Genomic DNA, 20,302 nt, shown 5'->3' with positions numbered 1-20,302 from the left:
CCTTTTTGCGCTAAACCATTGACAGAACATGATTCACGGTTTCGGCGGAAGCGCCACGCGCTTCCACCTCAAACGATCATGCTCTAGACGCCCGGCCGGTCGAAGGCAGCTGCCACCGGTAGCGTGAGGACGAATCGCGCGCCCCGCCCCGGCGCGCTGTCGACGCCGAGATCCCCGCCCATCGCGCGCGCCAGGCGACGCGAGATGTACAGGCCCAGGCCGCTGCCGCTGCCGTCGCGCAGTCCCAGCCGCTCGAAGCGATCGAAAATCTTTCCCTGGTCCTGCTCGGCGATGCCGCGGCCGTCGTCCGCCACCACAACGGCGGCGATGTCGCCTTCGCGCTCGCAGCGTATCCACACCGTCCCGTCGGCGGGCGAATGCCGGATCGCATTGCTGAGCAGGTTGATCAGCACCTGCAGAATACGCCGGAAGTCGCCGCTGGCCATCACGGGCTGCGCCGGCGCGGCGGCGTCGATCCGGACATGGTGATTGGCTGCGCGCACGCCGAGCAGGCCGGCGGCGCGCAGCGCCGTGTCGGCCAGGTCGACGACGTCCGCCTCCGGGCGGAAGTCCGGCCGCTCGATGGTCTGCAGGTCGACCAGGTCCTCGACCAGCGCCAGCAGGTGGCGGCCGGCGCCGGCGATATCCTCCGCATAGGCGGTATAATCGTGCCGCACCGGCCCGTCGCCGCGATCCTGGATGGCGTCGGCGTTGGCGATGATCCGGTCGAGCGGCTCGCGCATGGCCCGGCCCAGCTGAGTACCGAATGCCTCGTCGAACAGGATGAAGTCGGCACCATGGCCCGCGCCGGAGGGATCGGGCGACCGGCGGCTGACCAGCAGTTGATAGCCGGCCAGCCCGCCTAGCCCGTCGACCAGCGGCACCCCTGCGACGCACACCGGGATGCCCGCGCCAACCAGCAGGACGGCGCCATCGTCCTCGAACCGTTCATGAACTCGCGCCGCACCGGCGATGCGGCTGCCGCCGGCTTCGTCGCGACTCAATGCGAACAGCAGGTCGATCGGCTGGCCGAGAGCGCCCGGCATTCCGACCGGCGGCTGGGTGACCCGGAGCATCGTGTCCGTCTCGAAGATCCAGTCCGCGCCCGCTCGGCTGAAGTCGCGCCAACGCACCGCCTCCAGCCCCGGCTGCGGCTGGCTCGGGGCCACGTCCTGCCAGCCGGTGATGGCGAGTTCGACGCCGTCGCCATCGGGCTTCACCCGCACCCATAGATCGACATCCTGATCGCCATGGGCGGCCACTACTCGCCGCGAGATTGTAATCCTGAGCCGCCGGGCCAACCGCGCCAGCGAGGCCAGCTGCGGCACCGCCAGCCCGCCGCCATGCACCCCGCCCGCCTGTTCCTGCAGGTGCAGCAGCGGCGGATCCGCCTCCACCAGCCGGCCTTGACCGTCGATCCTTCCATGGACAGGCCGAACCGCGATATGGGCGTTCACCGCCCGTCTCCGGCGCTGCGGCCGCCGCCGATCTCGATCACGGCACGGCGGTAATTGGGGTCGAGTCGCCAGATCAGTACCGCCTCGGCGGCATCGCGCACTGCGAGCCGATCGAACCCGTCGGCGCGCTCCACGAGCACCTCTTCGTCCGCGCCCTCGGCCGATCCGATCCGCCAGATCATCGTCACGGCCGCGTCGCGGCCGCAATCGATCGCCCGCAGGACCGTACCCAGCATCATGCCCGACGGATCGGCGACCATCGACCAGACGCCCGCCGAATCTATTCCAGCCCGCTGCGCGATCGCGGCGGTGAAAAGCGCAAGCCAGCCCTCCTCGAGCGCAGCCAACAACAAGGCATCGTCGAGCAGGCCGGCGCCGCCGAGCAGCGCCGCCAGCGCATCGGCCCGCCCCTCCAGCGTGTCGTCATCGTCATGATCGTCGAGCAGATCGCGGACGGCGCCGGCAAGCAGCAGGTCCGCCTGCGCGTCGGGCACCGCGTGCTGCCGGATCAGGTAATGCCGCAGCGCCGCCGCAACCGCCCACAGCAGCCGGCGATGCGGCCCCGGCGGCAGGTCGGTACGGGCCAGCGCCGGATCCCCGAACTGATCGTAGCGGCGGCTCTCGGCAATCAGCAGCGCCATCACCGCCTCGGCGATGGCTTCGTCGCCGAGGTCGAGCAGCCGTTGCGCCAGATCGGCGGAATGATAGGGCGAATCACGGCCCAGCCGCAGCGCGAGGCGGTGCTCGTCGACGCGGCGCAGCATCGCCGCGATGAGGTCGGGCTCGCGCAGCAGCTGGGTGCGCTCCAGCAGCGGCAGCGCGATCGCAACATGCGCGGCACCGAGCGCGGCCGCCAGCCCGGCAGGCAAATCGGCTGGAAGAGCATTGCCGACGCGAATCCTGAGCTCGTCCTCGATCGCGCCGATCAGCGCTCGCATCAGCTGGGTGATCTGCGCACGATGCTGGTCCGAAAGGTTGAAGGCGTCGTTGTGGAACAGCTCGCTGGCGGCGCGGCCGACGCGATTTTCGAGACCGTCGAGCGCGCGCACGGCGTCGGTCAGCCATCGCGTTCCCGCGGGCCGTTCGCCCTCCAGCCGTTCGTCGTCCAGCCCCATCATGCTTCGGTCATATAGGAATGTCGTTAAATCGAAGCTAAACCCTCATTTGTCACAAATCCGTGCGCCCTTCCATGCCGCAATGAACCTTTGCAGGAAGGAGATCACCGCATAGCCGGCCAGTGCCACGACCATCCAGCGCCAGCCGCCAAGGACCGCCATGAACGGCGCCACCCACAGCAGTGCGTCCGCGCTTGCCAGCCAGGGCGACGGCGCCAGCGGCCGGATCGCCTCGACGATCGGCTCCAGCGCCAGCAGCCCAGCGAGAGCCACCGGAAGCAGCGCCGCCACCATCCACCAGCCCCAGCCGCCCTGCGCCGCGAGGACCTTGGTGAGCAGGATCAGCGCGGCCAGGCCAGCGGCATGGCGCGCTAGCGCCGGCAGCACCGCGGGCGCGGCGACGCCGATCCAGATCCGCGCCATCCGTCGCGCCGCGGACGCGATGGCCGCGCCAAGCGGCAGCAGCAATATCGTCGCCCAGAACAGACCGAATGCCGCAAGCAGCGCCCCGATCCAGGCAAGCGCTATTGCTGCGATGGCGACATGCATCTGATCGATCTGCCGCGCGACAAGCTGCCTGATCAGCGGCGCCGCGACGAAGCGGTGGACATAGCGTTCGGTCCAATGGCCGTCGCCGGGATCGGCGCGGCGCAACAGATTTGCCTCGATCGTGGCGATCGCCGATGGGCCGATCGCCAGCACCGGTGGCGGCAACGGCCGATCACCGGTGGGGTTCAGCGCCTCGATGCGCACGGCGTCGGCCTGGACGAGGCGGCGCAGCAGCGTGGAGCCCAGGTCCCAGTCGCCGAGCATCTGCGCCGTCGCCTCGAGCGCGGGCTTGGCGAGCAGCGCGAAACCCGCCCAGCGCTGCGCCGCGTCGATCCGTTCGAACTCGGCATGATCCTGGGTATCGGGCAGGGCGAGCAGTGCCGGTGCATGTCCGGCCACGAGGGCATCGACCGCCCCCTGCGCCACGATCGCGCCATCGGCGATCAGCAGGATCCGCTCGTCGGGATGCATGCGGTCGATCGCATCGGCGACGCTGCGCGCGATCTCGATCCGGGCGCCCTGCCGACGCAGCCGATCCACGGCCTGCGCCAGCGCCGCCGGAACCCGCTCGACCAGGATGACGACATGGCCCGCTCCCGCCGCCAGCGCCAGACCGGCCTGATATTCGACGAGCGTCCGGCCGGCGAGCGGCAGTGTCGCCCGCAGCCCGTCTCCGCTATCCGTCTGGTCCTGCGCGGCGATAAGCGCTGCGAGCGGCAAGTCTCGATCCCCCTTCGGCAAGCGGAGCGGGATAGGCGCTGCAAGCCGATTCGGCAAAGCCCATCATTTTAGGCGACTGTCAGCGGCACCCGGCCAGGGCTTCCGCCAGCGACTCGAGCAGCAGCGGATCCTGCGCAGCGCATGCCGCGCGCGCTGCGGCCTGCATCAGGCCGGTCATGCCAAAGCTGGCGGCGAGACCCTGCAGCTTGAGTGCCTCGTCGCGCCATGAGGCGGCACCGCCGGCCTGCGACATCGCCGCGAGGTGCATGGTTGCCGACGCCAGGAACAGCGCGCGCAATTCACCCGCGACGGCGCTGTCGCCGCCGACGGCTTCGGCGAGCAGATGATCGAGGGTGCCGGGTTCGAAGGACATGCCCCGATAAGCGGCCAATCGGGTTAAGATTTCGTTAGGCTGAGGCTATCGCTCGATTCGCGATTCCTATAGAATCCCGGCGCATGGGGAAGGCACCGCATCCACTGGATAGCTGGCGCGCCGCGAATGCGGCCGAGGCGGATGCCGTGCGCGCAGCGGCGGCGGCAGGGCAACTGCCTGAAACAGCTGCCCAAAGCGACAATGAACATGGCGAACTGCTGCTCGTCGACACGGCGGATGACGATGTCCCCGCCGGTGCCGAGCCCGCCGCGCCGCGATCGTCGCGCCGCGCCGCGGACATGGCGATCGGCGCGCTGTTCGGCCTGGCCGCGGCCGGCTGGATCGCGCTGTGGATCGTCGGCACCGGTCCTGTCCCGCTCGATCCATCGGCCATCGCCAACACTGTCGCGCTGGCCAGCGGGCCGCTCGCGCTGCTCGGCATCATCTACATACTGATCCAGCGCAGCACTCGCCGCGAAGCCGGCCGCTTCGGCGAGACGGCCCTGTCGATGCGCGTCGAGAGCCGCCGGCTCGAGGATGCGGTGGGCCGTGTCCTCACCGCGCTCGACAGCCGCCGCACCGAACTTGCTGCCCATACCGACTCGCTGTTCGAAGAGGGCGACCGTGCCGCCCGCAGGCTGCAGCAGATCAGCATGGACATGCGCGACGAAACCGATCTTCTCGCCCGTCAGACCAGCCTGCTCCATGATGCCACCGGCGTCGCCCGCTCAGACATGACCGGCCTGATGCAGGACCTTCCCCGCTCGCTCGGCATCGTCAACGAGGTCGCCGAACTGATCCGCGGCATCGGCGGCACCGCGCGCGAGCATGCCGAGGGCCTGTCGGAAGCGCTGACCACCATTATCGCCCGCAGCCATGAAGCCGACGAGCTGATCGGCGCCGCCACCGGCCGCTTCGCCACCCAGATCGGCCGGATCGAAACGCGTACCGAGCGCACCGCGCGCACGATCGAGGAGACGACGGCCGGCCTTGGCCACGCGATCGACACCACCCTCGACCGCGCGACCATGGCCATCGAACAGACCCGGGCGGGCATGGATCTGCAGCGCGAGGCGATGGCGGCGATTATCGACCATGGCCGCGCCGCCCTGGACGAAGCCGGCACGGTCGCCGCCGCTTCGATCGCCGAACGGCTCGGCGAGATGAGCGCGCACGCCGAGGCGCTCTCGGCGCAGCTCGCCCGCCAGGATGAGGATGCCCGCCGGCTCGTCGCCAATCTCGAACAGGCGCTGGGCGCCATCGAAAGCCGCTTCGAGGCGCTGGGCGCGACCGGCACGGAGCAGACCGCCGACCTCGCCGAACTGATCGTGACGCTCAGCGAACATGTCGACCATCTCGGCCAGGCGGTGACCAGCAGCATGGCCGGCGCGCGGACCCTGACCGACCGCGCCAACGGGCTGCGCATCGCCTTCGATTCGATCATCGGCAATGTCGAGCGCGATCTGCCGCAGACGATGCAGCGGGTCGAGAGCGAAGCGGCGCGCGGCGACGCGACGATGCGCGCGATCACCGCCCAGGCCGAGCAACTCGCCGCGACGGTCGAGCGCGCCACCGACCGGCTCGACTCCGCCGACACCATGATCGACCGCCAGCGCGAGGCGATCGCCGGCCTGGGCGACCAGGCCGCCCGCCGCATGGCCAGCATCGCCGCCGAGGGCGACACGATGCTCGAACGCCAGCGCGAGCTGTCCGATGCCTTCGCCGAGGAAGCCAACGCCCGGCTCGAGGCGCTGCGCGACCATTCGAACGAACTCGGCCGGCTCATCGCCGAAAGCGAATCGAACATGCGCTCGCTGTCCGAACTGTCGGGAGGGCAGCTCGTCGACGCGATCCTCAAGGTTCGCGAAACCGCAGGCGAAGCCGCGCGGGGCGCACGGGCGGCGCTCGAATCGATCATCCCCGATGCCAGCGAGATGCTGGCGAAGAGCGGTGCCGAGGCGATCGAACGCACCTTCGGTACCCAGATCACGCAGCGCATCCACCTGATCTCGGACACCGCCGAGGCCGCCGTTACCGCCGCCAACCTGGCCAGCGAGCGACTGCTGACCCAGATGCTGTCGATCGCCGAGGCGAGCGCAAATATGGAGAAGCGCGTCGCCGAGGCGCAGGCGCGCCAGGAGCATGTCGAGCAGGAGGAGGTCAGCCGCGAGGTCGCGATCCTGGTCGAGCATCTCAACTCGGCCGCAATCGACGTGACCAAGCTGCTGTCGCACGACGTGCCCGATGGCGCGTGGAAAGCCTATCTCCACGGCGATCACGGCGCCTTCACCCGCGCCGCGGTGCGGCTGCTGCGCAAGGAGGAAGCCGGGCTGATCAGCCAGCTGTACGACGGCAATGTCGAGTTCCGCGAGCATGTGAACCGCTACATCCACGACTTCGAGGCGCTGCTCCGCCGCGTCCTCGCCAGCCGCGACGGCGGCGCCCTCGCGGTGACGATGATCTCGTCCGACATGGGCAAGCTCTATGTGGCCCTGGCCCAGGCGATCGAACGCCTGCTGATCTGAGTGGAGCCGGGCAGCCGGGGGCTCGCGCGCACCGCGCCTTCGCGCCCTGACACCGTCATGCTGAACTCGTTTCAGCATCCACTCTTCCACGAGGAAGCGCTCCAGCCCGACAAGTGGACCCTGAAACAAGTTCAGGGTGACGGAATCGCCGCGAAGGCGCCACGTCGCATTGACCGAACACGCTTCGCTAACCACCTTGCTGCTAAGGGCCGGGTCGATCCGGCCTATTTGCCGCAAGGCGAAATGCCTGTAGGATGGCACCCTTCTCTGGGATGTAGCGACTGATGAAGACCAAGACCCTGTTGCGTTCGGTTGGGCTGTTCGGCGCCGGAGCGCTTGTTGCCACGTTGACGCCCGCGATCAGCGCGGTCGACATGAGCACCTACAAGGAACTCGACCAGTTCATGAGCGTGTTCGAGCGCGTCCGCGCCGACTATGTCGACAAGGTCGATGACCGCACGCTGATGAAGGGCGCGATCGACGGCATGCTCGCCAGCCTCGATCCGCACAGCGCCTATCTCGACGCCCGCGACCGCCAGAATATGCGGACCCAGACCCAGGGCGCCTATGGCGGCCTCGGCCTGTCGGTCACGATGGAGGACGGCGCCGTCAAGATCATGACCGCGCAGGAGGATACCCCGGCGCAGAAGGCCGGCCTCAAGACCGGGGACTATATCACCCATCTCGACGGCAAGCTGCTCTATGGCGGCACGCTCGACGAGGCCGTCGACCAGATGCGCGGCAAGCCCGGCAGCAAGATTTCGCTGACCGTCGTCCGCCCCGGCCGCGACAAGCCGTTCGACGTTTCGCTGACCCGTGAGCTGATCCAGCTCAAGCCGGTCAAGTGGGAGGTCAAGGACCAGGTCGGCATCATCAACATCAACACCTTCGTCAATTCGAACACGGGCGATTCGGTGCGCGCGGCGATCGCGGGCATCCAGAAGTCGATCGGCCATGATCCACTCGGCTATATCGTCGATCTACGCTCCAATCCGGGCGGGCTGCTCGACCAGGCGATCGACGTGTCGGACATTTTCCTGGAGCGCGGCGAGATCGTCTCGCAGCGCGGGCGCGAGAAGACCGACATCGAGCGCCGCTTCGCGACCGCGGGCGACCTGGCGCACGGCCTGCCGGTGATCGTGCTCGTCGATGCCGGCTCGGCCTCGGCCGCCGAGATTGTCGCAGGCGCGTTGCAGGACCAGAAGCGCGCGCTCGTCATGGGCGAACGCAGCTTCGGCAAGGGTTCGGTCCAGACGGTGATGGAGCTGTCCGACGACACGGCGCTGAAGCTCACCACGGCGCGCTATTTCACGCCGTCGGGCCGGTCGGTGCAGGAAGGCGGGATCAATCCCGACATTCTCGTGCCACAGCTCAGCGACCCCGATTACAAGGATCGGCCGCGCCTGCGCGAGGCCGACCTGCGCCGCCACCTGATCAACGAAGCGAAGATCGACGACAAGGTGCTCGAGGATGACGGCAAGGCCGATCCCCGCTTCATCCTGACCGCCGAGGCGCTCAAGAAGCAGGGCGTCGACGACTTCCAGCTCGACTATGCGGTCAAGACGATCGCCCGCATGTCGCAGCCGGCCCTGCGCACGGCGCTGGCCGGCGCGAAGCGCGGCGCGCGGTAACGCCGATTCCTCCTCCCGGCGGGAGGAGGAATGCGGACGCGGGGGCTTATTTCTTGCGCGTCACCCGCTATACCGGGATGATGACCCGCTTCGCCCAGGCCAGGCTCGCCGCGCTCCTGCTTCCTGCAGCATTGATGGCCGGCGCGCTCGGCTCCCAATATGTTGGCGGGCTTTTCCCCTGCGAGATGTGCCACTGGCAGCGCTGGCCGCATTATGCGGCGATCGCGCTGGCCCTGCTCGCCTTCGGGGTTCCTGAAAAACCGCTCGGCCGGATGCTGGTGGCGCTGGCGGTCGCGGCGATACTCACAAGCGGCGCGATCGGCCTATTCCATGCCGGCGTCGAATATCACTGGTGGACGGGTATCACTCGCTGCTCCGCCCCGATCGTGGGCGGATCGAGCGCCGACCTGCTCTCGCAGATCATGGCGACGCCGATGATCCAGTGCGACGTGCCGCAATGGACGCTGTTCGGCATATCGCTGGCCGGCTTCAACGCGATCTTCTCGATACTGGGCGGCCTCGCCATCATTGGGTTGTGGAGACGCCGCGGATGAACACCGACGAAAAACAGCCTGGGGCACCTTCCCCAGCCGCCAACGCGCAACAGCGCGCGGCGCCTTTGCCAGCCGCCAACGCGCAACAGCGCGCGGCGATGCTGCGGGTCGATCAGGCCGGGGAATTTGGTGCGACCCGTATCTATGCCGGCCAGCTGGCGGTGATGGGGCAGCGTTCGGACGAGGCGCGGGCGATCACGCGCATGGCCGAGCAGGAGGCTCGGCATCGGGCGATCTTCGACCGGATGATGACGCAGCGCGGCGTCCGCCCGACAGCGCTGCAACCACTGTGGAACGTGGCGGGATTCGCACTGGGCGCGGCCACCGCGCTGATCGGTCCGAAGGCGGCGATGGCCTGCACCGTCGCGATCGAGACCGAGATCGACCGTCATTATGGCGAACAGCTCGACCAGCTGGGCGATGGCGATCCCGAGCTGAGCGCCACGATCGAGGAATTCCGCGCCGAAGAGGTCGAGCATCGCGAGACCGCACTGGCGGCAGGCGCCGAGCAGGCGCCCGCTTATGCGCTGCTGTCGGGCGCGATCCGGCTCGGTTGCCGCATTGCCATTCGCCTGTCGCGCAACATATAAGAAGCACCCATAGGACAGGATCCGAGCCGATGAAGACCCTCCGCTTGCTTTCTCCGGCTCTGGCGGTCGCCGCCCTGTCTATGGCCCTGCCGCTGGCGGCACCGGTCGAGGCGCAGCGCACCGAACGGGTGCTCACCATCTTCGGCACCGATCCCTGCCCCACCAGCAACGGCGAGGAAATCGTCGTCTGCCGGCGCATGCCCGAGGCGGAGCGCTATCGCATCCCCGAGCAGCTGCGCAAGTCCGGCGACCGCGGCAACGAAAATTGGGGCGATCGCGCCGCCAGCCTCGAATATGTCGGCCGTAGCGGCGTCAACAGCTGCTCCACCAGCGGCTCGGGCGGCGCCTCCGGCTGCTTCCGCGAACTCGCCCGCAAGGCCTGCGAAGAGGACAAGGCCGACGGCAAGAAGTGCGGCATCAAGTTCTGACGCCTTTGGCCACCGGACGCACGTCATTCAGCAGTCCGAAAGCCGCCAGCGCGTCTAGCTGAAGCTATGAAATCGCTGATCCTGCTCCCACTGTTCCTGACCGCGACCCCGCTCGCTGCCGCCCAAAAGGCGGAGGACTCACCGTCGCGAGTCAGCACGCTCGTCGTGTTCGGCAACGATCCGTGCCCGCGCAGCAGCGACGAGGAGATCATCGTCTGTGCGCGCCAGCCGGAGAGCGAGCGCTTTCGCATCCCCAAGCAGTTCCGGAAGCAGAAGCGCGAGGCGGTCACCCAGAGCTGGGTCGATCGCGCCCGAACGCTGGACATGGTCAGCCGCAGGGGCCTGCCCAACAGCTGCTCGCCGCAGGGGTCGAATGGCCAGACCGGCTGCATGCGCCAGTTCCTCGAGGCCGCCCGTGCCGAGCGCGAGGCGATGAAGAACGGGGAATGACGTTTTCCGATCCATCGCGTCGGCCGGCACCGTCCGGATGTCCAGCACTCTTCCGATTTGGTCTGAATCCGCTATAATTCCATCGATCGAGGGGTGAATCGATGAAGGCGATCGATCCGGACCTGTTGCTGAGAGCCTATTCCATCGGCGTCTTTCCGATGGCGGACAGCCGCGCCGCGGATGATGTCTACTGGGTCGAACCCAAAAAGCGCGGAATAATGCCGCTCGATGGCTTCCGGCTGTCACACTCGCTGGCGAAGACGATCCGCTCCGAGCGCTTCACCGTGACCGCCGACAAGGCGTTCTCGCAGGTCGTGTCGGAATGCGCGGCAAGCACGTCGGATCGGCCCGATACCTGGATAAATCCCGCCATCGAAATCGCCTATGCCGATCTGCACCGGCGCGGCCACGCCCATTCGATCGAAACCTGGCATGATGGCCGCTTGGTGGGTGGCCTCTATGGCGTCAAGCTGGGCGGCGCCTTTTTCGGCGAAAGCATGTTCAGCCGCCAGAGCAATGCGTCGAAAGTCGCCCTTGCGCACCTCGTCGCACGGCTGAGGGCGGGGAAGTTCACCCTGCTCGATTGCCAGTTCATCACCGATCACCTCCAGTCGCTCGGCGCGATCGAGGTGAGCCGTGACGCCTATGTGGCGCTGTTGGATTCCGCGATGGGCGTGGCAGGCGGCGCCGTCGGCGCGGCGGCGGGCTGGTCGCCGCCCGACTTCTTCGCCTTGGACGGCGCGACCGATCCGGAAAGGCGCACGGTGTCGGGCCCGATATCAGGATGCACCATCGTGCAGCTTTTGGGCCACACGTCGTAAACCGCATCCTCGACCGCGTTCAGCGACGGGGATTCCTTGAACAGCCAGCCGGAGAACACCCGCCGCCAGCTGCCGTCGCGATTGCGGACGTCGGTCTGGACGAAGGCGCCGGTCAGCTTCTGGTCCTCCCACGGCGCGGTGGTCTCGCAGGCGCGCAGGCGGATGACGACGTCGCCGACCCGGATCGCCTGGCCCGGCCTGAGCGTCACTTCGCGTGACTCGCCGTTGCGTTTGTTGAGCAGGCCGAGCACCGCAACCCGTTGATCGAGCGGCGTGCCTTCGGTGATCAGCGGCTTGTCGGGAATCTTCTCGACCACCGCGCCGGGCGCCGCGGCCTGGGCGCTGCTGTTGCCTGGCTCGCTGTCGCCGGCGGCCGGCGCCAGAATCGGCGACGCGACCTGCTCTTCCGAGGTCACCGCCTCGATCGGCGCCTGCTCCTGGCTCACCGCCCAGGTCGCAGCGCCCGCAATGCCGCCGAGCGCGACGGCGCCCAGCAGGACACGCTTCACGGCTTGGCGGGTCCAGCAGGCGCAGGTTCGGCCGGCGCGCTGCTGCCGGACTTGTTGATGAACTGGCCGACCATGCTCATCAGGTCCATTGCGCCCTGGGTATCGGCGATCGTATCGCCATTTTTGAGCGGGGCGGGATCGCCACCCGGGATCAGCGAGATGAAGGTTGCGCCGAGGAAGCCCTCGGAGGTGATCGCGGCGCTGCTGTCGGCAGGAAGCTTCACGGCCGGATCGAGCGCCAGGGTCATGTTGACCTGGAAGCTTTGCGGATCGAGCTTCTGCGCGGTGACGGTGCCGACCTTCATGCCCGCGACCCGAACGTCGCTGCCGACGTTCACGCCGGTCGAGTTCGGGAACAGCGCGTGGACATGGATCGCGCCGGACTTGGTGCCGCCGCCCGTGGCCGACCACGCAAACCATATGAACCAGGCTGCGAAGACGATGACGAACAGGCCAACCAGCGCCTCGCCGATATTTTCACGAAACAACGACTTCATGGTTCAGCTCGGGCTCCATGCCTCATAATCGCCGGTCGCGGCGGCACGGACGCCGCCCTTCTCGAGAGCGCCCGCCGGCCGGTAGGCCGCATCGGTTCCCGTGAGATTGGGCTGTGGCGTCTTCTGCCAGCTGCGCGGTGGCGGCAGCTGGTCCGGGGTAAGATCGGTGCTGTGATGCAGCCAGCCATGCCATTCGGGGGGCACCCGGCTGGCGTCGTTGGCTCCCGAATAGATCACCCAGCGGCGAGCGCGGCCATCGGTGGTCCGGCCGCCCTCGAAATAGACATTGCCGAGCGAATCCTCGCCCACGCGGCTGCCGTTGAGCTTGCTGAACAGCAGCGTGCCGATTGTGGCACCGTTCCACCAAGTGAAGATCTTCTTGAGCATGGCACCTCGCTTAGCGCTTGCCGGCCATGCCGTGCAACCGTTTAGAGGCGAAGGCCAGCCCGTCGCCAGATTGCCGGCCGGCCCGTCACGAGGAGCCACTGGGCTCGGTGAAACACCGCATCGAGGACGTCCTTCGATGCGCCTCTCTCCTTGGCCGCTCAGCCGGACGAGCGGTCCCGCGCATCTCGACCGCCCGTTACGGCCTCTTCCAGCTCACCTTGTCGCCTTCGACGATGCCATCCGCGGCCGCGCCGCCTCCTGTAATCTCGAGGACGGCCGACACCGGTTCACCCGATTCGACCGTATCGAGACTTTCGGGAACGGTGTTTGCGGCGATCCTGGCGATCGTGCCGTCGGGGCGGATGAAGATCATATCCAGCGGGATATAGGTGTTCTTCATCCAGAAGGCTGCGAAGCGGGCAGGCGTCATCGGGAAGATCATCCCGCCATGAGCGGGCAGGCTGGTCCGGTACATCAGCCCGCGCGATTGCTCCTCCGGCGTCGACGCGACCTCGACGTGGAATTTGACGACACCCCTGGCCGTCCTGATCTCCAGCGGCGCCAGCGGCACGCCCGTCGCGGAGGCGGCAGCCGCGGTATCGGCGGAGCGCGCCGCGCCGGGCGTGCAGCCTGCCAGCGCAGCGAGCGCGAGCACGCAGAGAGGCCGCGCCGGGAACGCCACCGTCAGTTGGGGATAAGTTCCACCGCGAGCGGACCCTTGCGGCCCTCTGCGATGCGCGCCTTCATCCGCATCTCTGGCATGAGATCGGCGAAACCGGCCCTGCGCACGGTTTCCATATGGATGAAAATGTCCTGGGTGTCGCCCTCGCGGACCACGAAGCCATAGCCCTTGAGCCGGTTGAACCATTTGACCACGACCGCCTCGGGTTCGCCGGCATTGTCGATCAGCTGGGTCGGATCGACCCGATCGGCATTGCGCTTGGCGATGAGATCGGGATCCGGGCCGGTCGCGGTCGACAGGTCGATGGCGAGGATGCGGCGGGCCTGCAGGCCGCGATCACGCGCCACTACTTCGCAGGCGATCCGGGCGCCTTCGGGCAGGGTGCGCCGGCCATGGTCGCGCAGCACGGAGAAATGGACGAGCACATCGCCACGATCATTGTCGGTCGCGATGAAGCCGAAGCCGCGGGTGGCGTCGAACCACTTGACCGCGCCCACAACAGTTTCGGCGGCTTCGCCAGCAGTCATCGATACGCGTTCCTGATCGCTATCCAGGCTCACGTCGCGCAACGTCACAGACGCAACAGACTGTTCATTCATCGTTGAGACACCCGCTGCCTAGATGACCTTTTTATCACAGACCGGCTTTGAAACGAAGCTATTCCGACACCGGATATCCGCCATTGCCCGGAAAATGCGGATTATCAACCTCTTCTTCCTCGGGTTCGCCCCCGAGCACGCGCAAAACCAGATCGAGGGGATGGCCCGCCCGTGCCATCGAGGCGATCCAGCGGCGCTTTTCCGTCGCGTCGGGGCGGTGGCCGGCAAACGGCCCGATCCGCTTGCGCCGTGCATAGAGCATGGCAGCCTGTTCCGCGCCGGCGTCGATCCGCCCGCATAGCGCGCCGCTCGTCTCGGCATCGATGCCGGCGGTGCGCAGCGCCATGGCGATGCGGCGCACGCCATAGCCGCGGCGCAGCAGCGAATCGGCGCGCGCCGCGGCAAAAGCACGGTCGTCGACATAGCCGCGCTCGGCAAAGCGCTCGACGAGCTCCTCGACCGGCGGTGGGCTGTCGCCCTCCCAGCCGCGCTCGCGCAGCTTGCGGCGCAGATAGGCGGCCAGTTTGGCGCGGGTCGTGGCATAGCGCGCCGCATAATCGAGCGCAGCGCGTTCAAGTGTCGCAATGTCATATGGCGACAGGATTTTGGGGGTCGATCGGGGCATGCGCCATGATTGTGCCACAGTCGGGCCGGATTTTGAACGCGGGCTTCGGCGAAGGCAGGCAACATGAACAGGGCTGCCCGGCGGCCGCAGTGGCCCCAGGGGAGGCGCGCTGATGCTGGACCGGGTGGATAGCGCTTCGACGATGCAGAGGAACGATATTATAATGGCATTGGTGCCGACGCCCACGATGGACGCCCTGCCGCGCCGTTTCGCCGATTTCGACACTCTGGGAGCGGCGCTCGACTACGCTGCCGCCGGGGTTCGCGGCCTGAATTTCCACGACGCGCGCGGGACGCTTGTCCAGCCCTACACCTACGCAGAGCTGCGCGCCGACAGCATGGCCAATGCCGGCCGGCTGATCGCCGCAGGGATCCGCCCCGGCGATCGCATCGCGCTGGTCGCTGAAACCGGGCCGCTGTTCGCAGCGCTGTTCTTCGGCGCGGTCTATGCCGGCGCCTGGCCGGTGCCGCTGCCGCTGCCGACCTCGTTCGGCGGCAAGGACAGCTATATAGACCAGCTGATCGTCCAGCTTTCGAGTTCCGATCCGAAACTCTTCTTCTATCCGGCCGAGCTCGAGGACATGGCGTCGGCCGCGGCCCGGCAGCGCGGCGTCGAGGGGCTGAGCTACGAAGCGTTCGAGGCGCGCGAGGCAGTCGATGCGATCCTGCCGCAGGCTTCGCCGGACGATATCGCCTATCTGCAATATTCGAGCGGTTCGACACGCTTTCCGCATGGCGTGGCGGTTACCCACCGCGCGCTGCTCAACAATCTCGCGGCGCATTCGCATGGCATGCTGGTCGAGCCGCAGGATCGCTGCATCAGCTGGCTGCCCTGGTATCACGACATGGGGCTGGTGGGCTGCTTCCTGTCGCCGGTCGCCAACCAGGTTTCGACCGACTACCTCAAGACCGAGGATTTCGCGCGCCGCCCGCTCGCGTGGCTCGACATGATCAGCCGCAACGAAGGCACGACGATCAGCTATTCGCCGACCTTCGGCTACGACATCTGCGCGCGCCGCATGTCGAGCCAGACCAAGGCCTCCGACCGTTTCGACCTGTCGCGCTGGCGGCTCGCCGGCAACGGCGCCGACATGATCCGCCCGGACGTGATGCAGGCCTTCGTCGATGCCTTCGCCGAAGCCGGCTTCCGGGCCAACGCCTTCCTGCCGAGTTATGGCCTGGCCGAGGCGACGCTCGCGGTATCGATCATGCCGCCGGGCGAGGGCATCGTCGTCGAGCTGGTCGAGGAGACCCAGCTGTCGGGCGGCGACCACAGCCAGGACCGGCCGCGCCGCTTCCGTGCCATCGTCAATTGCGGCAAGCCGGTGCGCGACATGCGGGTCGAGATCCGCGACGACGACGGTTCGGTGCTGCCCGAGAAGATGATCGGCAAGCTGTGGGCCAAGGGCCCGTCGATCATGCAGGGCTATTTCCGCGACCAGGAGGCGACCGACGCCTGCATGGTCGACGGCTGGCTCGACACCGGCGACATGGCCTATATCTCGGACGGCTATATCTTCATCGTCGGCCGCGCCAAGGACATGATCATCATCAACGGCAAGAATCACTGGCCGCAGGACATCGAGTGGGCCGTCGAGCAGCTGCCGGGTTTCAAGGCCGGCGACATCGCCGCCTTCGCGATCACTACGCCGGGCGGCGAGGAGACCCCTGCCGTGCTGGTCCAGTGCCGCACCTCGGACCCCAGCGAGCGCGCCCGGCTGCGCGACCAGATCCGCGAGAAAGTACGCGCGATCACCGGCATGCACTGCGTCGTCGAGCTCGTGCCGCCGCGCACCCTGCCCAAGACCAGCTCGGGCAAGCTGAGCCGCGCCAAGGCCCGCAACCTCTATCTGGCGGGCGAGATCCAAGGCTACGACATCGCGGCATAAGCCCTGTCCATTACCGCTCGTCATGCTGAACTTGTTTCAGCATCCACTTGCGAACGCGGGAACGGCCACCTGTGGAGGAGTGGATGCTGAAACAAGTTCAGCATGACGGCGGCGTGGTTATCGGGGCTCTTTGCTCAGCGGCACTCATCTCTTTGCTGATCGTCGCCACGCCGCTGGCCGCAGCCCCGCTCGACCCGCTCGGCGATCCCGCCGTCTTCAAGCGCGACCTCGAGGAGCTCAATCGCAATCCTCTGCCCGACGATGCCGCGCTGGCCCGGGCAGTCGGCACGGCCGTCGCCGTCGACGCCCGCCAGCGCGGTCGATGCGCGCCGAAAAAAATCAGGCTCGGCAAGCTCGCGCCCGTCAGCCTCGACGGCATGATCACCACCATGATCGCCAAGGGCCAGATCGAGAATGGCTGGCTGGTGCGGGTTACGCTCGACGATTGCCCGCCGGCCGATCCGATCCGCGTGCTGCTGTTGCGCGCCGCCGATGGCCGGACGCTGCAGGGGATCTTCGCCGGACAGGGCACGAGCTATGCCTGGCCATCATTGTCGCGCGAGGCGCTGCGGGGTGCCGTGAATACCGCGCTCAAGCAGCTTCGCACCGCCGACTCGGCCTGTAGCCCACGCGACATCACACCAACGGGCATGCGCATCGCCGGCAGCAGCGCCGATCTCGGTCCCGATGTCTATGGAATCAGGCTGAAGGGCTCGTGGAACGAGATCTGGACGTTCGAGCCCTGCGGCCACCGCATCGAAGTGCCGATCGCCTTTCGCACCAACGGCAATGGCGGCGCCTATTGGGACATCGACGATGCGGGCGTCAGATATACGCGCTGACCGCTTGGCACGTCGCCAACCCCTTGCACTCCAACGGTCCCACCGCTATGTGCCCGCGTCTCGGACCCGGAGGAGTGTAGCTCAGTTGGTAGAGCATCGGTCTCCAAAACCGAGGGCCGTGGGTTCGAGTCCCTCCACTCCTGCCATTTCGAAATGGTAGGGTAAGGCCGACGGGGTCGAGAATAACGAGGTCAAGGTCCGCAGCCGCAAGGCTAAATAGCGGACTGAGGCCTCGTGTCGTTGTTGTGGAAGCACTGGCAGGCATTTGCCTGTCGATTTGGGTAGGCGAGGACGTGGCGAAGACTTCACCCGGCGAGTTCATCCGGCAGGTAAAGGCCGAGACGGCGAAGGTCGCCTGGCCGAGCCGCAAGGAGACCGTGACGACCACCATCATGGTGGGCATCATGACGCTGCTGCTGGGTATATTCTTCTTCGGGCTCGATCAGCTGTTCGCAGCGATCGTGAAGTTCCTGCTGTCGCTCTTGGGCTAGATTTTTTGGTGGTCGCGATTTCCGGGTGTCGGATCTGATCTGACTGGAAATCGCTCCGAATACGGAGACGTTGGCGTTCATGTCGCGCTGGTACATCATTCACGCCTATTCGGGCTTCGAGAACAAGGTCAAGGAATCGATCCTGGCCGATGCTGCGCGCATGGGGCTCGAGCAGCTGGTAGAATCGGTCGAAGTTCCAACCGAGAAGATCACCGAGGTTCGCCGCGGCAAGAAGATCACGTCGGACCGGAAATTCTTTCCCGGCTATGTGCTGGCCAAGCTCAGCATGAACGACGACGTCTATCACCTGGTGAAGAACACGCCGAAGGTGACCGGCTTCCTCGGCTCGATGGGCAAGCCCCAGCCGATCAGCGAAGCCGAGGCCGCACGCATCCTGAACACCAAGGAGGAGGCCGCCGCGGCCGCCCCCAAGGCCAAGCTCAAGGTCGATTACGAGATCGGCGATCAGGTCAAGGTGCTCGACGGCCCGTTCGCGAGCTTCAACGGCATCGTCGAGGAGCTCGATTTCGATCGCAGCCGCGTCAAGGTGTCGGTCTCGATCTTCGGCCGCGCGACCCCGGTCGAGCTCGAGTTCGAGCAGGTCGAACGGGTTAAGTGACGGCCTGATCAAGGCCGTCATCCTGAACTTGTTTCAGGATCCACCGAGCCACGGGAGAGCGTTCCCGGTTGATGGGTGGATGCTGAAACAAGTTCAGCATGACGAATTTGGAGATTCCGGCTCAAACCGGATAGTGCCTTCCAGGCACAAGCTGCGGGAGGAGATTTCGATCTCCGCATGGACCGCTAAACTTGAACCGGGAGGATCGCCTGCGATCCGACCAACTACAGAGTGAGTGAACATGGCAAAGAAGATCACGGGCTATATCAAGCTCCAGGTGCCCGCTGGAAAGGCGAACCCATCGCCGCCGATCGGTCCCGCGCTGGGCCAGCGCGGCGTCAACATCATGGAGTTCTGCAAGGCGTTCAACGCGCAGACCGGTGACCAGGAAGTCGGCACGCCGCTGCCGACCGTCATCACCGTCTATGCCGACCGCAGCTTCAGCTTCATCACCAAGACGCCACCCGCCAGCTTCCTGATCAAGAAGGCCGCCGGCCTGAAGTCGGGCTCGAAGGAGCCGGGCAAGATCGTCGCCGCCAAGATCAAGCGTTCGCAGCTCACCGCGATCGCCGAAGCGAAGATGAAGGATCTCAACGCCAACGATATCGACGCGGCGACCCGCATCATCGAAGGCAGCGCCCGCGCAATGGGCCTCGAAGTGGTGGAGGGCTGATAACATGGCCAAGCTCAGCAAGAAGCAGAAGAACCAGGCCGCTTCGGTCGACCGCGACAAGCTTTACGACGTCGATGCGGCGATCAAGCTCGCCAAGACCAACGCCACCTCCAAGTTCGACGAGACCATCGAGGTCGCGCTCAACCTGGGCGTCGATCCGCGTCACGCCGACCAGATGGTCCGCGGCGTGGTGACGCTGCCCAAGGGCACCGGCAAGGACGTCCGCGTCGGCGTGTTCGCGCGCGGCGCCAAGGCTGAAGAAGCCCTGGCAGCGGGTGCCGAAGTCGTCGGCGCCGAAGACCTGCTCGAGACGATCCAGGGCGGCACGGTCGACTTCGACCGCTGCATCGCGACCCCGGACATGATGGGTCTGGTCGGCCGGCTCGGCAAGATCCTGGGCCCGAAGGGCCTGATGCCGAACCCCAAGCTGGGCACCGTCACGATGAACGTCGGCGAAGCCGTCAAGGCTGCCAAGGGTGGGCAGGTCGAGTTCCGCGTCGAAAAGGCCGGCATCATCCATTCGGGAATCGGCAAGGCGAGCTTCCCGGCGGAAGACCTGCGCGCCAATTTCGACGCGTTCGTCGATGCGATCGTCAAGGCCAAGCCGACCGGCGCCAAGGGCAAGTACCTCCAGAAGGCCGCGGTCAGCTCGACCATGGGCCCGGGCGTCAAGATCGACACCGCCGACCTCGGCGCCTGATCCTGCGCCCCGCCGCCAGGCGGGGTGACGGATCATCGAACTACGGAACCGCGACGACGCCCTTGCCGGGAGTCGCCGCGGTTTTTGTTTGCCGCGCACCACGTCCCGAGGCCGGACCCGACAAGCGTCGGGATTCCTTACACAGATCAGGAATGATCATGACCGATAATGTGCACAAAAGCCGGAAATCCGCCGATTCCTGGATCTGGCACGATTCTCGCTTACTATTCGGCGTACCCGATTTTCCAGCTCGCCGGGGGCGAAGGCGGGGGGAGGCGATCCGATGGTAAGTGCCGCATTACGGGGGGTAATTGCGTTGATTGCTGCCCTCGCGGTTGCCTCTCCCGCCTGGGCGCAGCTCGGCCTTGTATCGGCATGGCTGCGCAACGTGCCGCAGCCGAGCGCGCTGGGCATGTTCCTGATCGCGATCGCCGGCGTGTTCGTCGGCCGCATCGCCAGCCAGAAACGTCGGGACCCGTAGTTTTGCTTCTGTTCGGTTTGCTTAGAGATTTATCCTTTCCCCTGTAGCGTTGCGATGCGTATCCGGCCCCCGCCCACCCCTCACCGATGCGATCGG

General features: G+C 66.8%; 23 protein-coding genes, 1 tRNA gene and 1 pseudogene. 15 read left to right on the top strand and 10 right to left on the bottom strand.

The window, feature by feature from the left end; translation table 11 throughout:
• Positions 1-83: 83 nt before the first annotated feature.
• The 4 genes from AC1DQK_RS06105 to AC1DQK_RS06090 form a co-directional block, all read right to left on the bottom strand.
• Positions 84-1,457: a sensor histidine kinase gene (locus AC1DQK_RS06105; protein ID WP_477868447.1), complete on the bottom strand. Its 1,374-nt coding sequence runs from the start codon at positions 1,455-1,457 to the stop codon at positions 84-86.
• Positions 1,454-2,575, bottom strand: a complete 1,122-nt coding sequence (locus tag AC1DQK_RS06100; protein ID WP_477868445.1) for a DUF2336 domain-containing protein — start codon at positions 2,573-2,575, stop codon at positions 1,454-1,456. The genes AC1DQK_RS06105 and AC1DQK_RS06100 overlap by 4 nt, the downstream gene beginning before the upstream one ends.
• Before the next feature lie 42 nt (positions 2,576-2,617).
• Complete coding sequence (locus tag AC1DQK_RS06095) at positions 2,618-3,841, bottom strand: hypothetical protein (protein ID WP_477868443.1); 1,224 nt, start codon at positions 3,839-3,841, stop codon at positions 2,618-2,620.
• 79 nt (positions 3,842-3,920) lie between these two features.
• Positions 3,921-4,214 carry a hypothetical protein gene (locus AC1DQK_RS06090; protein WP_477868441.1) on the bottom strand — a complete coding sequence of 98 codons (294 nt, stop codon included), beginning with the start codon at positions 4,212-4,214 and terminating at the stop codon, positions 3,921-3,923.
• Between the two features lie 83 nt (positions 4,215-4,297).
• Between AC1DQK_RS06090 and AC1DQK_RS06085 the strand changes: the two genes are divergently transcribed.
• From AC1DQK_RS06085 to aat, 7 genes are all read left to right on the top strand, one after another.
• On the top strand, positions 4,298-6,739 hold the full coding sequence (locus AC1DQK_RS06085) for a hypothetical protein (protein ID WP_477868439.1): 2,442 nt from the start codon (positions 4,298-4,300) through the stop codon (positions 6,737-6,739).
• Between the two features lie 284 nt (positions 6,740-7,023).
• Positions 7,024-8,370 carry a S41 family peptidase gene (locus AC1DQK_RS06080; RefSeq protein WP_477868437.1) on the top strand — a complete coding sequence of 449 codons (1,347 nt, stop codon included), beginning with the start codon at positions 7,024-7,026 and terminating at the stop codon, positions 8,368-8,370.
• 80 nt (positions 8,371-8,450) lie between these two features.
• Positions 8,451-8,924 carry a disulfide bond formation protein B gene (locus AC1DQK_RS06075; RefSeq protein WP_477869252.1) on the top strand — a complete coding sequence of 158 codons (474 nt, stop codon included), beginning with the start codon at positions 8,451-8,453 and terminating at the stop codon, positions 8,922-8,924.
• Between the two features lie 98 nt (positions 8,925-9,022).
• Positions 9,023-9,514, top strand: coding sequence for a demethoxyubiquinone hydroxylase family protein (locus AC1DQK_RS06070; protein ID WP_477869250.1), 492 nt, complete (start codon positions 9,023-9,025; stop codon positions 9,512-9,514).
• Between the two features lie 29 nt (positions 9,515-9,543).
• The gene (locus AC1DQK_RS06065; protein WP_477868435.1) at positions 9,544-9,942 is read left to right on the top strand and encodes a hypothetical protein; all 399 of its coding nucleotides are present in this window, start codon (positions 9,544-9,546) and stop codon (positions 9,940-9,942) included.
• A gap of 66 nt (positions 9,943-10,008) precedes the next feature.
• Positions 10,009-10,392, top strand: a complete 384-nt coding sequence (locus tag AC1DQK_RS06060; protein WP_477868433.1) for a hypothetical protein — start codon at positions 10,009-10,011, stop codon at positions 10,390-10,392.
• Positions 10,393-10,493: 101 nt separating this feature from the next.
• The gene (aat, locus tag AC1DQK_RS06055) at positions 10,494-11,213 is read left to right on the top strand and encodes a leucyl/phenylalanyl-tRNA--protein transferase (RefSeq protein WP_477868431.1); all 720 of its coding nucleotides are present in this window, start codon (positions 10,494-10,496) and stop codon (positions 11,211-11,213) included.
• Between the two features lie 35 nt (positions 11,214-11,248).
• Here aat and AC1DQK_RS06050 read toward each other — a convergent pair.
• The 6 genes and pseudogenes from AC1DQK_RS06050 to AC1DQK_RS06025 all read right to left on the bottom strand — a co-directional run.
• Positions 11,249-11,422: pseudogene (locus tag AC1DQK_RS06050) on the bottom strand (DUF2155 domain-containing protein); the annotation flags it as partial.
• Positions 11,423-11,718: 296 nt separating this feature from the next.
• A complete protein-coding gene (gene mlaD, locus AC1DQK_RS06045) occupies positions 11,719-12,219 on the bottom strand; it encodes an outer membrane lipid asymmetry maintenance protein MlaD (RefSeq protein WP_477868429.1) in 501 nt (166 codons plus the stop codon).
• Between the two features lie 3 nt (positions 12,220-12,222).
• Positions 12,223-12,606 (bottom strand): NADH:ubiquinone oxidoreductase subunit NDUFA12, encoded by a 384-nt coding sequence (locus tag AC1DQK_RS06040; RefSeq protein ID WP_477868427.1) that lies wholly within the window; start codon positions 12,604-12,606, stop codon positions 12,223-12,225.
• A 196-nt stretch (positions 12,607-12,802) separates the two neighbouring features.
• The gene (locus AC1DQK_RS06035) at positions 12,803-13,261 is read right to left on the bottom strand and encodes a DUF192 domain-containing protein (RefSeq protein WP_477868425.1); all 459 of its coding nucleotides are present in this window, start codon (positions 13,259-13,261) and stop codon (positions 12,803-12,805) included.
• 29 nt (positions 13,262-13,290) lie between these two features.
• A complete protein-coding gene (locus AC1DQK_RS06030; protein WP_477868423.1) occupies positions 13,291-13,887 on the bottom strand; it encodes a cold-shock protein in 597 nt (198 codons plus the stop codon).
• Between the two features lie 58 nt (positions 13,888-13,945).
• Positions 13,946-14,512, bottom strand: a complete 567-nt coding sequence (locus tag AC1DQK_RS06025) for a regulatory protein RecX (RefSeq protein WP_477868421.1) — start codon at positions 14,510-14,512, stop codon at positions 13,946-13,948.
• Positions 14,513-14,675: 163 nt separating this feature from the next.
• Here AC1DQK_RS06025 and AC1DQK_RS06020 point away from each other — a divergent pair, with 163 nt between their 5' ends.
• The 8 genes from AC1DQK_RS06020 (at position 14,676) to AC1DQK_RS05985 (ending at position 20,206) form a co-directional block, all read left to right on the top strand.
• Positions 14,676-16,400 carry a fatty acyl-AMP ligase gene (locus tag AC1DQK_RS06020; protein WP_477868419.1) on the top strand — a complete coding sequence of 575 codons (1,725 nt, stop codon included), beginning with the start codon at positions 14,676-14,678 and terminating at the stop codon, positions 16,398-16,400.
• Positions 16,401-16,483: 83 nt separating this feature from the next.
• Positions 16,484-17,242 (top strand): hypothetical protein, encoded by a 759-nt coding sequence (locus tag AC1DQK_RS06015; RefSeq protein WP_477868417.1) that lies wholly within the window; start codon positions 16,484-16,486, stop codon positions 17,240-17,242.
• A gap of 70 nt (positions 17,243-17,312) precedes the next feature.
• A tRNA-Trp gene (locus AC1DQK_RS06010) sits at positions 17,313-17,388 on the top strand.
• A gap of 147 nt (positions 17,389-17,535) precedes the next feature.
• The gene (gene secE / locus AC1DQK_RS06005; protein ID WP_477868415.1) at positions 17,536-17,733 is read left to right on the top strand and encodes a preprotein translocase subunit SecE; all 198 of its coding nucleotides are present in this window, start codon (positions 17,536-17,538) and stop codon (positions 17,731-17,733) included.
• Positions 17,734-17,812: 79 nt separating this feature from the next.
• Positions 17,813-18,352 carry a transcription termination/antitermination protein NusG gene (nusG, locus tag AC1DQK_RS06000; RefSeq protein WP_477868413.1) on the top strand — a complete coding sequence of 180 codons (540 nt, stop codon included), beginning with the start codon at positions 17,813-17,815 and terminating at the stop codon, positions 18,350-18,352.
• A gap of 241 nt (positions 18,353-18,593) precedes the next feature.
• Positions 18,594-19,025 carry a 50S ribosomal protein L11 gene (gene rplK / locus AC1DQK_RS05995; RefSeq protein WP_477868411.1) on the top strand — a complete coding sequence of 144 codons (432 nt, stop codon included), beginning with the start codon at positions 18,594-18,596 and terminating at the stop codon, positions 19,023-19,025.
• A 4-nt stretch (positions 19,026-19,029) separates the two neighbouring features.
• Complete coding sequence (gene rplA / locus AC1DQK_RS05990) at positions 19,030-19,725, top strand: 50S ribosomal protein L1 (RefSeq protein ID WP_340314456.1); 696 nt, start codon at positions 19,030-19,032, stop codon at positions 19,723-19,725.
• A gap of 283 nt (positions 19,726-20,008) precedes the next feature.
• Positions 20,009-20,206 (top strand): hypothetical protein, encoded by a 198-nt coding sequence (locus AC1DQK_RS05985; RefSeq protein ID WP_477868409.1) that lies wholly within the window; start codon positions 20,009-20,011, stop codon positions 20,204-20,206.
• Positions 20,207-20,302: the final 96 nt, after the last annotated feature.

Source organism: Rhizorhabdus sp. P4_G5 (assembly GCF_056401065.1).
Note: the sequence above shows the minus strand (reverse complement) of the source record. Positions and strands in the feature narration are given on the sequence as shown.

Bases quoted from the DNA above. Each gene is read 5' to 3' on its own strand.
- AC1DQK_RS06100 (WP_477868445.1), bottom strand. From the start codon at position 2,575: ATGATGGGGCTGGACGACGAACGGCTGGAGGGCGAACGGCCCGCGGGA.
- AC1DQK_RS06090 (WP_477868441.1), bottom strand. From the start codon at position 4,214: ATGTCCTTCGAACCCGGCACCCTCGATCATCTGCTCGCCGAAGCCGTC.
- AC1DQK_RS06085 (WP_477868439.1), top strand. From the start codon at position 4,298: ATGGGGAAGGCACCGCATCCACTGGATAGCTGGCGCGCCGCGAATGCG.
- AC1DQK_RS06080 (WP_477868437.1), top strand. From the start codon at position 7,024: ATGAAGACCAAGACCCTGTTGCGTTCGGTTGGGCTGTTCGGCGCCGGA.
- AC1DQK_RS06075 (WP_477869252.1), top strand. From the start codon at position 8,451: ATGACCCGCTTCGCCCAGGCCAGGCTCGCCGCGCTCCTGCTTCCTGCA.
- AC1DQK_RS06070 (WP_477869250.1), top strand. From the start codon at position 9,023: ATGCTGCGGGTCGATCAGGCCGGGGAATTTGGTGCGACCCGTATCTAT.
- AC1DQK_RS06065 (WP_477868435.1), top strand. From the start codon at position 9,544: ATGAAGACCCTCCGCTTGCTTTCTCCGGCTCTGGCGGTCGCCGCCCTG.
- AC1DQK_RS06060 (WP_477868433.1), top strand. From the start codon at position 10,009: ATGAAATCGCTGATCCTGCTCCCACTGTTCCTGACCGCGACCCCGCTC.
- aat (WP_477868431.1), top strand. From the start codon at position 10,494: ATGAAGGCGATCGATCCGGACCTGTTGCTGAGAGCCTATTCCATCGGC.
- mlaD (WP_477868429.1), bottom strand. From the start codon at position 12,219: ATGAAGTCGTTGTTTCGTGAAAATATCGGCGAGGCGCTGGTTGGCCTG.
- AC1DQK_RS06040 (WP_477868427.1), bottom strand. From the start codon at position 12,606: ATGCTCAAGAAGATCTTCACTTGGTGGAACGGTGCCACAATCGGCACG.
- AC1DQK_RS06030 (WP_477868423.1), bottom strand. From the start codon at position 13,887: ATGAATGAACAGTCTGTTGCGTCTGTGACGTTGCGCGACGTGAGCCTG.
- AC1DQK_RS06025 (WP_477868421.1), bottom strand. From the start codon at position 14,512: ATGCCCCGATCGACCCCCAAAATCCTGTCGCCATATGACATTGCGACA.
- AC1DQK_RS06020 (WP_477868419.1), top strand. From the start codon at position 14,676: ATGGCATTGGTGCCGACGCCCACGATGGACGCCCTGCCGCGCCGTTTC.
- AC1DQK_RS06015 (WP_477868417.1), top strand. From the start codon at position 16,484: ATGCTGAAACAAGTTCAGCATGACGGCGGCGTGGTTATCGGGGCTCTT.
- nusG (WP_477868413.1), top strand. From the start codon at position 17,813: ATGTCGCGCTGGTACATCATTCACGCCTATTCGGGCTTCGAGAACAAG.
- rplK (WP_477868411.1), top strand. From the start codon at position 18,594: ATGGCAAAGAAGATCACGGGCTATATCAAGCTCCAGGTGCCCGCTGGA.
- rplA (WP_340314456.1), top strand. From the start codon at position 19,030: ATGGCCAAGCTCAGCAAGAAGCAGAAGAACCAGGCCGCTTCGGTCGAC.
- AC1DQK_RS05985 (WP_477868409.1), top strand. From the start codon at position 20,009: ATGGTAAGTGCCGCATTACGGGGGGTAATTGCGTTGATTGCTGCCCTC.